General features: G+C 67.7%; 11 protein-coding genes. 7 read left to right on the top strand and 4 right to left on the bottom strand.

The genetic code is table 11. The features are described from left to right. Positions 1–41: 41 nt before the first annotated feature. Together FPJ27_RS33870 and FPJ27_RS33865 are read right to left on the bottom strand one after the other, a co-directional pair. Positions 42–1,646: a YifB family Mg chelatase-like AAA ATPase gene (locus FPJ27_RS33870; protein WP_204424673.1), complete on the bottom strand. Its 1,605-nt coding sequence runs from the start codon at positions 1,644–1,646 to the stop codon at positions 42–44. A 264-nt stretch (positions 1,647–1,910) separates the two neighbouring features. Beyond that, positions 1,911–2,162, bottom strand: coding sequence for an accessory factor UbiK family protein (locus tag FPJ27_RS33865; protein ID WP_034179125.1), 252 nt, complete (start codon positions 2,160–2,162; stop codon positions 1,911–1,913). Between the two features lie 355 nt (positions 2,163–2,517). Here FPJ27_RS33865 and FPJ27_RS33860 point away from each other — a divergent pair, with 355 nt between their 5' ends. The 7 genes from FPJ27_RS33860 to ptsP all read left to right on the top strand — a co-directional run bounded on the left by FPJ27_RS33860 (position 2,518) and on the right by ptsP (position 9,950). Beyond that, positions 2,518–2,856, top strand: a complete 339-nt coding sequence (locus FPJ27_RS33860) for a P-II family nitrogen regulator (protein ID WP_006398175.1) — start codon at positions 2,518–2,520, stop codon at positions 2,854–2,856. 37 nt (positions 2,857–2,893) lie between these two features. Next, positions 2,894–4,411, top strand: a complete 1,518-nt coding sequence (locus FPJ27_RS33855) for an ammonium transporter (RefSeq protein ID WP_072437291.1) — start codon at positions 2,894–2,896, stop codon at positions 4,409–4,411. Between the two features lie 243 nt (positions 4,412–4,654). Next, positions 4,655–5,944, top strand: coding sequence for a glutamate--cysteine ligase (gene gshA / locus FPJ27_RS33850; RefSeq protein ID WP_034179123.1), 1,290 nt, complete (start codon positions 4,655–4,657; stop codon positions 5,942–5,944). A 27-nt stretch (positions 5,945–5,971) separates the two neighbouring features. Continuing rightward, complete coding sequence (gshB, locus tag FPJ27_RS33845; protein ID WP_072437290.1) at positions 5,972–6,928, top strand: glutathione synthase; 957 nt, start codon at positions 5,972–5,974, stop codon at positions 6,926–6,928. A gap of 233 nt (positions 6,929–7,161) precedes the next feature. Further along, positions 7,162–7,632, top strand: coding sequence for a PTS fructose transporter subunit IIA (locus tag FPJ27_RS33840; protein WP_034179121.1), 471 nt, complete (start codon positions 7,162–7,164; stop codon positions 7,630–7,632). Between the two features lie 74 nt (positions 7,633–7,706). Continuing rightward, positions 7,707–7,976, top strand: a complete 270-nt coding sequence (locus FPJ27_RS33835) for an HPr family phosphocarrier protein (protein ID WP_072437289.1) — start codon at positions 7,707–7,709, stop codon at positions 7,974–7,976. Between the two features lie 201 nt (positions 7,977–8,177). After that, on the top strand, positions 8,178–9,950 hold the full coding sequence (gene ptsP / locus FPJ27_RS33830; RefSeq protein ID WP_204424670.1) for a phosphoenolpyruvate--protein phosphotransferase: 1,773 nt from the start codon (positions 8,178–8,180) through the stop codon (positions 9,948–9,950). 97 nt (positions 9,951–10,047) lie between these two features. Here the strand turns inward: ptsP and moeB are convergent, their stop codons facing one another. Both moeB and FPJ27_RS33820 read right to left on the bottom strand, forming a co-directional pair. Further along, on the bottom strand, positions 10,048–10,800 hold the full coding sequence (gene moeB / locus FPJ27_RS33825) for a molybdopterin-synthase adenylyltransferase MoeB (protein ID WP_072437288.1): 753 nt from the start codon (positions 10,798–10,800) through the stop codon (positions 10,048–10,050). Between the two features lie 121 nt (positions 10,801–10,921). Next, complete coding sequence (locus FPJ27_RS33820; protein ID WP_072437287.1) at positions 10,922–12,469, bottom strand: S41 family peptidase; 1,548 nt, start codon at positions 12,467–12,469, stop codon at positions 10,922–10,924. Between the last annotated feature and the right edge of the window lie 3 nt (positions 12,470–12,472).

The raw sequence follows: 12,472 nt of genomic DNA, 5'->3' as shown, positions 1-12,472 counted from the left end.
AGATCAAGTCTCGGCAGCCGGATTTTGTCCTCCGGGGGCGCTCAGAGCGACGTAAGCGCGCGCCGGTAGCGGATCGCCTCGGCGATCTGCGCGGCCGTCGGCAGCGGGTCGCCGGCCAGGTCGGCGATCGTCCGCGCGACCTTCAGCACGCGAAAATACGCGCGCGCCGACCAGCCGAAGCGTTCGCCGGCCTCGCGCAGCAGCCGCTCGCCTTCGTCGGTCGGTCGGCACAGGTCGTCAGTCTCGCGGCCGCTCAGCATGTGATTCGTCTTGCCCTGCCGGCCAAGCTGCAGCGCGCGCGCCTGCGCAACCCGCGCGGCCACCGCTGCACTCGGCTCGCCGGGCGCCGACGCGCGCGACGCGAGTTCGGCCGGCGACAGCGCGGGAAGGTCGATCTGGATGTCGATGCGGTCGACGAGCGGCCCCGACAGCTTGCGCAGGTAACGCGCGGCGACGTCCGGCGTGCAGCGGCAGCGCCCTGACGGATCGCCGTGCCAGCCGCACGGGCACGGGTTCATCGCGGCGATCAACTGGCACGCGGCCGGGAAGTCGGCTTGCTGCGCCGCGCGCGAGATCGTGATGCGGCCGGCTTCCAGCGGCTCGCGCAGCATCTCGAGCACGTGCCGGTCGAATTCCGGCAGTTCGTCGAGGAACAGCACGCCGAGGTGCGCGAGCGTGATTTCGCCCGGCTGCGGCGGGTTGCGGCCGCCGACCAGCGCGGCGGCGCTCGACGAGTGATGCGGCGCGCGGAACGGCCGCCGGCGCCATTGCGCGGGCGAGAAGCCGAGGCGGCTCGCGGAAAGGAGCGCGGCCGACGTCAGCGCCTCGTCGTCGGTCAGCGGCGGCAGGAGGCCAGGCAGCCGCGCGGCCAGCATCGACTTGCCGGCCCCCGGCGGGCCGACCATCAGCATGTGATGACCGCCCGCGGCGGCGACTTCCAGCGCGCGCCGGGCGCCGCGCTGGCCGACCACGTCCGCGAGGTCGGGCGCGGCTGGCGCCGGCAGGCCGTCGAGGCAAGGCGCCGCGACCGGCATCAGCCGCCCGTCGGGCGCATCGGCGAGGTGTGCGCACAGCGCGGGCAGGTCGGGCGCACCGAATACCGTGACGCCCGGCACGAGCGCCGCCTCGGCCGCGCTGTCGAGCGGCAGGTACAGCTCGGGCGGACGCGCCGTTGCCGCGGAGCCGGACAGGGCGACCGAATTCGGGCCCGGGCCGGAACCGGGGCCCGATCCGGTTTCGACCGCGCGCCAGTCCCGTGCCGCACCGCACGCCATCGCGAACGCGCCGCGCATCGGCCGCAGCGCGCCGGTCAGCGACAGCTCGCCCGCGAATTCGCGGCCGGCCAGCGCGTCGGCCGGGATCTGGCCGTTCGCGGCGAGGATGCCGAGCGCGATCGGCAGGTCGAACCGGCCCGACTCCTTCGGCAGATCGGCCGGCGCGAGGTTGACGGTGATGCGGCGCACGGGGAACTCGAATCCGCAGTTCTGCAGCGCGGCGCGGACGCGCTCGCGGCTTTCGCGGACTTCGAGATCGGGCAGGCCGACGATCGAGAACGACGGCAACCCGTTGGCGAGATGGACTTCGACGGTAACGTCCGGCGCGCGGCCGGATGCGGGCGCGCGACTGCGCACCACGGCGAGCGACATGGCGAGGCTCCTGTAAACAGACGGGCGACGGCCGTTCGGGGCCGCATGCCGCGGGAATCGGAGGAATCGGTGCGCGCTTGCCGGCGTGGCGCGGGAAAAGAACGAGGGACTGCGGAACGACGGACTGCGAAGAGCGATGAACGGCGAAGAGCGGGGAGCTGCGAAGAACGACGGACTACGAAGAACGGCGGTATGGCTTCGGGGCGGCGGGCGCGGGCCGCGCGAGGCGGCCCGCGCCCGGACCTTGCGGTCGGGTGGCGGGCGTCAGGCCTGCGGTGCCGCGAGCTTCTGCTCGAGCTCCGCGACGCGCTTTTCGAGTTCCTCGAGGCGCACGCGGGTGCGGGCGAGCACCTGCGCCTGCGTGTCGAATTCCTCGCGCGTGACGAGATCGAGCTTCGAGAAGCCTTGCGACAGCATGGCCTTCACGTTGCGCTCGACGTCCTTGGCCGGCGAGTTCTTCAGCAGATCGCTGACGCGCGACTGCAGATCGTGGAAAACGTCGCTGGGTTGCTTCATGTGATTCCCCTTCCTTGCACAAAAATTGTGCATCTTCAGTTGCGTACGTGCCCATGATGCACGCATGACCGGAAATGGTGCGCCCGGAGCGCGAATTCCGGGCATGGCGCCCGCATGGGTGAATGTCCCGGCGAGCCGGGACGTGCGTGCACTCTAGCAACGATCCTTTCGCCGCGCCAGCAAACCGGGCCATGTTGGCCATTCGGCCGGGCTTCCGCACCTTACATCACGGGATGCGACCCCGTTACGGAGCCCTTCGAGACGGTGCTCGGACGAACATGGCATGCGAGTTGCTGAGAAGAGTCCGTTACAACATTCCAACCAATTCGACGGGACAACCCAGCGAGAGGACTTCATGAAACTCATTACCGCAATCATCAAGCCGTTCAAGCTCGATGAGACGCGCGAAGCGCTGTCGGCGCTCGGCGTCTCGGGTATCACGGTGACGGAGGTGAAAGGGTTCGGGCGCCAGAAAGGGCATACCGAGCTGTATCGCGGCGCCGAATACGTGGTCGATTTCCTGCCGAAGATGAAGATCGAGGCGGCCGTGTCCGACGATCTCGTCGACCAGGCGGTCGAGGCGATCGAGCGGGCCGCGCGCACCGGCAAGATCGGCGACGGCAAGATCTTCGTCACGCCGATCGAACAAGTGATCCGGATTCGCACCGGGGAGACGGGCGCTGACGCGCTGTAACAGAACAGACAAGACAAGCGACAAGAGGAAACCCAAGATGCGCAAACTTCTGATGTCCCTGCTGATGGCCGGCTCGCTGATCGCGGCCGGCGTCGGCCCCGCGCTCGCCGACGACGCGGCGTCCGCCGCGGCTGCGTCCGCGCCCGCCGCAACGGCTTCCGACGCATCGGCTGCCGCTGCTCCGGCAGCTTCGGCGCCGGCTGCAACCGACGCATCCGCCGCAGCGGCCGCCGCCGCACCGGCTTCGGGCGCCGCCGCCGACGCATCGGCCGCCGCCGCAGCGTCCGCGCCGGCCGCACCCGCCGCGCCGACCGCACCGTTCTCCGTCGATTCGTCGAAGATCAGCGCCGGCGACACCGCGTGGATGCTGACCTCCACCGCGCTCGTGCTGTTCATGACGATCCCCGGTCTCGCGCTGTTCTACGCCGGCATGGTCCGCAAGAAGAACGTGCTCGCGACCGTGATGCAGAGCTTCGCGATCACCGCGGTGATCACGGTGCTGTGGACGGTGGTCGGCTACAGCCTCGCGTTCACGCCGGGCAACGGCTTCATCGGCGGCCTGTCGCGCGTGTTCCTGCACGGGATGAACTACATCAAGGGCGACAAGGCGACGACGCTGACCGTCAGCCACCTGGCGACGACGATTCCGGAATCGGTCTACTTCGTCTACCAGATGACGTTCGCGATCATCACGCCGGCGCTGATCTGCGGTGCGTTCGCCGACCGGATGAAGTTCTCGGCGATGCTCGTGTTCATGACGCTCTGGTCGCTGATCGTCTATGTGCCGATCGCGCACATGGTGTGGGAGCCGACCGGCTGGCTGTCGGCCGACGGCGTGCTCGACTTCGCGGGCGGCACGGTGGTGCACATCAACGCCGGTATCGCGGGCCTCGTGTCGTGCCTGGTGCTCGGCAAGCGCGTCGGCTACGGTCGCGAATCGATGGCGCCGCACAACCTCGTGCTGACGATGATCGGCGGCTCGATGCTGTGGGTCGGCTGGTTCGGCTTCAACGCGGGCTCCGCGGTCGCGGCCGACGGCCGTGCCGGCTTCGCGATGCTGACCACGCAAGTGGCGACGGCCTGCGCGGCGCTCGGCTGGATGTTTGCCGAATGGATCGCGAAGGGCAAGCCGTCGGTGCTCGGTATCGTGTCGGGCGCGGTCGCGGGTCTCGTGGCGATCACGCCGGCTGCCGGCTTCGTCGGCGTCGCCGGTGCGCTCGTGATCGGCATCGCGGCGGGCGTGATCTGCTTCTGGTCGGCCACGTGGCTCAAGTCGAAGCTCGGCTACGACGATTCGCTCGACGCGTTCGGCGTGCACGGCGTGGGCGGGGTTCTCGGCGCGCTGCTGACGGGCGTGTTCGCGGTCAAGGACATCGGCGGCGCCGACGGCAGCCTGCTGCTGCAGGCGAAGGGCGTGCTGATCACGCTGGTCTACAGCGGCGTGCTGAGCTTCGTGCTGCTGAAGCTGATCGACCTGACGATGGGCCTGCGCGTGTCCGAAGAGGAAGAGCGCGAAGGCCTCGACGTGATCCTGCACGGCGAGCATGTCGAATAAGTCATGAGGATGCACGGCGGGCCGCCGCGCAGACGGCGCCCGCCACGAATGAGCGCAGCGACTTCGGCCCGCCCACCCGGCGGGCTTTTTTTCTCCTGCCGCGTGCTGCCGTAGCGCATAACCCTTCGCGCTATCGGGTCAATAGCCGAAAACTTCCTCCAAACCCTTGCGAAGCCGGGAACAATCCCCAAATGGGCAGGGCAATTGCTCTACAATCTTCATTCTCCCGCTCGCGAGTGATTCATGGTTCCCCACCTCGTTACCGCGTTGAACGGTCCGCTGCTCGAACTCGAGCGGAAGATCCTCGACGCGACGCCTGCGATCGAACGCTGGTTCAGGCTCGAATGGCAGGAACATACCCCGCCGTTCTATTGTTCGGTGGACCTGCGCAACGCCGGCTTCAAGCTGGCGCCCGTCGACGCGAACCTGTTCCCCGGCGCGTTCAACAATCTGCCGTCCGAAGTGCTGCCGCTCGCCGTGCAGGCCGCGATGGCCGCGATCGAGAAGATCTGCCCGGACGCGAAGAACCTGCTCGTGATTCCCGAGCTGCCTACCCGCAACGCGTTCTACCTGGAAAACGTCGCGCGGCTCGCGACGATCATGCGCCAGGCCGGCCTGAACGTGCGCTTCGGCTCGCTCGACCCGAGCATCACCGACATGACGCCGATCACGCTGGCCGACGGCCAGAAGATCGTGCTCGAACCGCTCGAGCGTTCGCAGCGCCGCCTCGGCCTGAAGAATTTCGATCCGTGCTCGATCCTGCTGAACAACGACCTGTCGGCCGGCATCCCGGCCGTGCTGGAAAACCTGCACGAGCAGTACCTGCTGCCGCCGCTGCACGCGGGCTGGGCCGTGCGCCGCAAGTCGACGCACTTCTCGTGCTACGACGACGTCGCGAAGAAGTTCGCGAAGATGGTCGGCGTCGATCCGTGGATGGTGAATCCGTATTTCGCGCACGTCGAGGGTGTCGACTGGCAGGCGCATGAAGGCGAGCAGGCGCTCGCGGACGCGATCGACGGCGTGCTGAAGAAGATCGCGCGCAAGTACCGCGAATACGGGATCAGCGAGAAGCCGTACGTCGTCGTGAAGGCCGACGCGGGCACGGCGGGGCGCGGCGTGATGACCGTGCACGACGCGGCCGAGATCGGCCGCATGTCGAAGGCCGAGCGCGCGCAGATGGCCGAGTCGAAGGCCGGCCTCGCGGTGCGCGACGTGATCGTGCAGGAAGGCGTCTATACGTTCGAGCGCGTCGGCGACGAAGTGGCCGAGCCCGTCGTGTACATGATCGACCGCTATGTGGTCGGCGGTTTTTACCGCACGCACGGCGGCCGCGAGCGCGACCAGAACCTGAACGCGCCCGGCATGCACTACGTTCCGCTCGGCTTCGAGCACACCGCGCTGCCGGATGCCGGCGCCAAGCCGGGCGCCGCGCCGCCGAACCGTTTCTACATGTACGGCGTCGTCGCGCGGCTGTCGCTGATCGCGTCGTCGATCGAACTGGAAAAGACCGATCCCGAAGCCATCCAGGTGTAACGGACCTTCGCTACGTACAGGACCCGCATGGACATTCTCTTTATCGCCGACCCGCTCGAGCGCTTCAAGATCTACAAGGATTCGACCTACGCGATGATGGCGGAGGCCGCGCGGCGCGGGCACGTGATCTACACGTGCGAGCCGCACCAGCTTGCGTGGACCGGGTCGGGCGTCGAGGCGGACGTGCAGCGCGTGACGATCGTCGGCGATACGGCCGACCTGCATCGTCATCCGTGGTACGAGGCGGCCGCGCATGAATCCCGTCAAATGACGTCGTTCGGCGCGGTGCTGATGCGCAAGGATCCGCCGTTCGACATGGAGTACGTGACGGCCACGTGGATGCTCGAACTCGCCGAGCGCGCGGGCGCGCGGGTGTTCAACAAGCCGCAGTCGATCCGCGACCATTCGGAGAAGCTGGCGATCGGCGAGTTTCCGCAATTCGTCGCGCCGACGCTGGTCACGCGCGATGCCGCGCGGTTGCGCGCGTTCCACGCCGAGCACGGCGACGTGATCGTGAAGCCGCTCGACGGGATGGGCGGGATGGGCGTGTTCCGCGTGAAGGCCGACGGGATGAATCTCGGCGCGATCATCGAGATGCTCGGCCACGACGGCACGCGCTCGCTGATGATTCAGAAGTTCATTCCCGAGATCAAGGCCGGCGACAAGCGGATCCTGCTGATCGCGGGCGAGCCCGTGCCGTATTCGCTCGCGCGGATTCCGCAGGGCAGCGAGGTGCGCGGCAATCTCGCCGCGGGCGGGCTCGGCGTCGCGCAGCCGCTGACTGCCCGCGATCGCGAGATCGCCGCGACGCTCGGGCCCGTGCTCGCGTCGCGCGGGCTGCTGCTGGTCGGCCTCGATGCGATCGGCGACTGGCTGACCGAGGTGAACGTCACGAGTCCGACGTGCTTCCGCGAGATCATGGAGCAGACGGGCTTCGACGTCGCCGCGATGTTCATCGACGCGCTGGAGCGCGCGGCCGCGTAGGCCGTTTTCCTGCGCAACCCCGGCGGCGGCCCGCGCAGGTCCCCCGTCGCCGGAGCAGCTTGACCGGCCTGCTACAATGCCCGCTTGCCCGGTGCCGTGATCGGCGCACCGAAGGCCCGGCGGTCGGGCCGACACTGTTGCAAGGCTGAACATGAAACGCTTCCCACACTCGCTACGCTCATTGCCCCGCCGCGGGGTATCGGCCCGCCAGGGGCGGCCGGGAGCGATCTGACATGGCCGGGATCCTGATCATCGCGCACGCACCGCTCGCCACCGCGCTGCGGGACTGCATCGCGCACATCTACGGCGGCGTGCCCGCGCGCATCGGCTGTATCGACGTGATGGCGGACAGCGATCCGACCCAGGTGATGGCGTTCGCGCACGCGGAACTCGCGCGGCTCAAGGAAGAGAACGGCGTGGTCGTGCTGACCGACATGTACGGCGCGACGCCCGCGAACATCGCGGGCCAGCTCGCGAAGATCGACAATGTGCGTGTGCTGGCGGGCGTGAACCTGCCGATGCTCGTGCGGGCCGTCTGCTATCGCACCGTGCCGCTCGACAAGCTCGTCGACAAGGCGCTGTCCGGCGGCGCGAAGGGCGTCCACGAAGTGGCGGCCGGCACGCCGCCGCCGCCGACGGAAGCCGGCTGCGGCCAGTGCGCGCCGATTCCGCCCGAACCGCAACCGCGCACCGAATCGCACTGATCACTGCGTTTTTCGTTTTAGACAGCACCGCCGACGCGCGACGCCGGCGGTCCCGACCGACCCGACCGAGAATCATGCTTCAACAAGAAACCACCATCGTCAATAAATTGGGGCTCCATGCGCGCGCATCGGCCAAGCTTACGCAACTGGCCGGCAACTTCCAGTCGGAAGTCTGGATGACACGCAACGGGCGCAAGATCAATGCGAAGAGCATCATGGGCGTGATGATGCTGGCGGCGGGCATCGGCAGCACCGTGACGATCGAGACCGAAGGGGCCGACGAGCGGGAGGCGATGGACGCGCTGCTGAAGCTGATCGCCGACAAGTTCGGCGAAGGCCAGTGATCGTCGCGCGGGATCGTTGCCGTTTCCAGCCAGAATGCCGCGGATTTCGCGGCATTTTTTTCGTCGGAAGCATTGATGCGGAATGCACAATGCTGCGGTGCATGCAGTCAGCGGGGAGTCGCGGAATTTATAATCGCTAACCGGGGTCATAAGCGCATCGCAGCAGTGTGCCGCGGCTTTACTTGTACAGAGGAGGTGCGCGTGTCCTTCACGCTGCAAGGCATTCCCGTCTCACGAGGTATCGCGATCGGGCGAGCGTATCTGATCGCGCCGGCGGCGCTCGACGTCGCCCATTACCTGATCGAGGCGAACCAGATCGACGCCGAAGTCGAGCGTTTCCGCACGGCGCTCGACGTCGTGCATCACGAACTCGAAGCGCTGCGCGCCGACCTGACCGACGACACGCCGAGCGAAGTGGGCGCATTCATCGACGTCCACATGATGATCCTGAGCGACGCGATGCTCGTGCAGGAAACCATCGACCTGATCCGCACGCGCCGCTACAACGTCGAGTGGGCGCTGACCGAGCAGCTCGAGCTGCTCACGCGCCACTTCGACGACATCGAGGACGAATACCTGCGCGAGCGCAAGGCCGACATCGAGCAGGTGGTCGAGCGCGTGCTGAAGGCGCTCGCCGGTGCGCCGTCCGCGTCGCAGGCGCTCGACCGCGCGGCCGCGAACGGCACCAACGAGATGATCGTCGTCGCGCACGACATCGCGCCGGCCGACATGATGCAGTTCAAGACGCAGTCGTTCCAGGCGTTCGTCACCGACCTCGGCGGGCGCACGTCGCACACGGCGATCGTCGCGCGCAGCCTCGGCATTCCGGCCGCGGTCGGCGTGCAGCATGCGAGCGCGCTGATCCGCCAGGACGACCTGATCATCGTCGACGGCGACCAGGGCATCGTGATCGTCGATCCCGCGCCGATCGTCCTCGAGGAATATTCGTACCGCCAGTCCGAGAAGCTGCTCGAGCAACGCAAGCTGCAGCGCCTGAAATTCTCGCCGACGCAAACGTTGTGCGGCACCAAGATCGACCTGTACGCGAACATCGAGCTGCCCGACGATGCGAAGGCGGCCGTCGACGCCGGCGCGGTCGGCGTCGGCCTGTTCCGCTCCGAGTTCCTGTTCATGCATCAGAAGGAGATGCCGGAAGAGGAGGAGCAGTTCGCCGCATACAAGCGGGCCGTCGAGTGGATGAAGGGCATGCCGGTGACGATCCGCACGATCGACGTCGGCGCGGACAAGCCGCTCGAGGCGCTCGACGAGGGCTACGAGACGGCGCCGAACCCGGCGCTCGGCCTGCGCGCGATCCGCTGGAGCCTGTCCGAGCCGCAGATGTTCCTCACGCAGTTGCGCGCGATCCTGCGTGCGTCCGCGTTCGGCCAGGTAAAGATCCTGATCCCGATGCTCGCGCACGCGCGGGAGATCGACCAGACGCTCGACCTGATCCGCGAGGCGAAGCGCCAGCTCGACGACGCGGGGCTCGCCTACGATCCGAACGTGCGCATCGGCGCGATGATCGAGATTCCGGCCGCGGCGATCGCGCTGCCGCTGTTCCTGAAGCGGTTCGATTTCCTGTCGATCGGCACGAACGACCTGATCCAGTACACGCTCGCGATCGACCGCGCGGACAACGCGGTCGCGCACCTGTACGACCCGCTGCATCCGGCCGTGCTGCACCTGATCTCCTATACGTTGCGCGAAGCGAAGCGCGCGGGCGTGTCCGTGTCGGTGTGCGGCGAGATGGCGGGCGATCCGGCGCTCACGCGCCTGTTGCTCGGGATGGGGCTCACCGAGTTCTCGATGCACCCGAGCCAGCTGCTCGTCGTGAAGCAGGAGATCCTGCGCGCGCACCTGAAGGCGCTCGAGAAACCGACGGCCGACGTGCTTGCCGCATTCGAGCCGGAGGAAGTGCAGGCGGCGCTGAAGCGGCTGTCGGTCGCCGAGCCGCGCGCGGATGCGGCCGCTTAGGTTGCTTATGTCGCTTATGCCGCTCAGGCGCCCGGGTCGCCGCCGACTGCCGTGAAGTGTCGTGCATGCGCCGCCCGGCGCATGCGTCCGACGCGCGTCAGTGCCGGCCCCCGCACACGGGGCAGTCGGCCTGGCGCGCGATTTTCATCGTCGTCCATTCCATCCGCAGCGAATCGAGCATCATCAGCCGCCCGTTGAGCGTCGTGCCGATTTCGCCGATCACGCGCAGCGCTTCGGCGGCCTGCATCGCGCCGATGATCCCGACCGTCGGCGCGAACACGCCCATCGTCGCGCACGCGACTTCCTCGAACGGCTGGTCTTCCGGAAACACGCACGCATAGCAGGGTGCGGTCGCATCGCGGAAATCGAACGTGCTGATCTGGCCGTCGAAGCGCAGCGCGGCGCCCGACACGAGCGGCACGCCGTGCGCGACGCACGCGCGGTTGATCGCGTGTCGCGTCGCGAAGTTGTCGGTGCAGTCGAGCACGACGGTCGCGGCCGGCACGTGCGCGTCGAGCCACGCGTCGTCGACGCGCTCCGCGACCGCGTTCACCTTCACCTCGGGGTTCAGTTGCGCGAGCGCGTCGCGCCCCGATTCGACCTTGGCGCGGCCGACCGATGCCGTCACGTGCAGGATCTGCCGCTGCAGGTTCGTAAGGTCGACGGTATCGGCGTCGACGAGCGTGATCGTGCCGACTCCCGATGCCGCGAGGTACATCGCGGCAGGCGAGCCGAGGCCGCCCGCGCCGACGACGATCGCGTGCGCGTCGAGAAAGCGCTGCTGCGCCTCGATGCCGATTTCGTCGACGAGGATGTGGCGGGAGTAGCGAAGGAGTTGATCGTCGTTCATGGGGTGATCGGGCGAAGCATGCCGCCGCCGGTGGCGCGGGCGTATCTGCGTATTCTAGGCGCACATGAAAAACGGGCCATCGCGGTCTTCCCGCGATGGCCCGTCGGATGCCGGCCGGCGCTTACTTCGGCGCCGACGCAGGCTTCGGTGCGGCCGGCTTCGCGCTCGCGCCCGATGCCTTCGAGGCCGCGGCAGCCTTGCCGGCCGGGCTCTTCGTCGTGCTCTCGGCGAGCAGCGACTTCGATTCCTGGACGGTCTTGCCCTCGAGCTTGTTGAGCGCCTGCTGCATCATGAAGTCGTCGGCGCTGCCGAACTCGATCGGCTTGCGATCGCGATCCTTCTGGCGTTGCTCCGGCGTCTTCTTGTCGTTCTGCTCTTCGAGGACGCGCAGTTGATCCATCCGGCGCTGCTCGCGCTCTTCCTGTTCCTTCTTCTCGTTCGGGTCCTGCGTGTTCGCGAGGTGGTTCGTGTAGTCGACCTCGCGCGTCACGAGCACGTCGTCCGGATCGCCGTCCGCGTACTGATCGACCGGCACGTCGGGCGCGATGCCCTTGTTCTGGATCGAGCGGCCGCTCGGCGTGTAGTAATACGCGGTCGTCAGGCGCAGCGCGGTGTCGGCCGTCATCGGGCGGACCGTCTGAACCGAGCCCTTGCCGAACGTCGTCTTGCCCATGATCTGCGCGCGCTTCGAATCCTGCAGCGCGCCGGCGACGATTTCCGACGCGGACGCCGAATACGCGTTCGTCAGCACGATCATCGGCACGGTCTTGAAGACCGGCGGCAGGTTCTTCAGCGGATCGCCGTCGAAGGACGGCAGGCGATAGTTGTCGTACGTATCGCGGTAGACCTGCTTCGAATCGGGGATCTGGCCGTTGGTCGACACGACGACGGAGTCGGGCGGCAGGAACGCGCCGGCAACGCCGACCGCGCTCTGCAGCAGGCCGCCGCCGTTGTTGCGCAGGTCGAGGACCAGGCCCTTCAGGTTCGGCTGCTGGCGCGCGATGTCCTGCAGCTTCGCGGCGAGATCGGGCGTCGTGCGCTCCTGGAAGCTCGTGATGCGGATATATGCGTAGCCCGGGTCGAGCATCTTCATCTTCACGCTCTGGACCCTGATGATCGCGCGCGTGACCGTGACCGGGAACGTGCGGTCGTCGCTCTTGCGGAAGATCGTCAGCGTGACCTTGGTGCCCGGCTCGCCGCGCATCTGCTTGACGGCCTTGTCGAGCGTCATGCCGCGCACCGGCTTGTCGTTGATGCGCGTGATCAGGTCGCCCGGACGGATGCCGGCGCGGAATGCGGGGGTGTCCTCGATCGGCGAGATCACCTTGACGAGGCCGTCTTCCTGCGAGATCTCGATGCCGAGACCCGCGAAGCGGCCCTTCGTCTGCTCCTGCAACTCGTCATAGTCGGTCTTGTCGAGGAACGACGAGTGCGGATCGAGGCTCGACACCATGCCCTTGATCGCCGCCGTCAGCAGCTTCTTGTCGTCGACCGGTTCGACGTACTCGCGCTTGATCTGGCCGAATACTTCCGCGAACAGGCGGAGCTGGTCGAGGGGAAGCGGCGCCGTGGCGGTCTGCTCGGCCGACGCGGAAATCTGCAGCGTGGCGAACACGCCCGTGGCGAGGCCCGCGGCAATCAGGCCGATGTTCTTCAATTTCATTCGCATAGA

Origin of the sequence: Burkholderia sp. MS455 (assembly GCF_016899445.1) — a bacterium.
In the GTDB taxonomy this organism is placed as follows: Bacteria; Pseudomonadota; Gammaproteobacteria; order Burkholderiales; family Burkholderiaceae; genus Burkholderia; species Burkholderia pyrrocinia_C.
The sequence above is the reverse complement of the archived record's forward strand: the minus strand, read 5'-3'. Positions and strand labels throughout refer to the sequence as shown.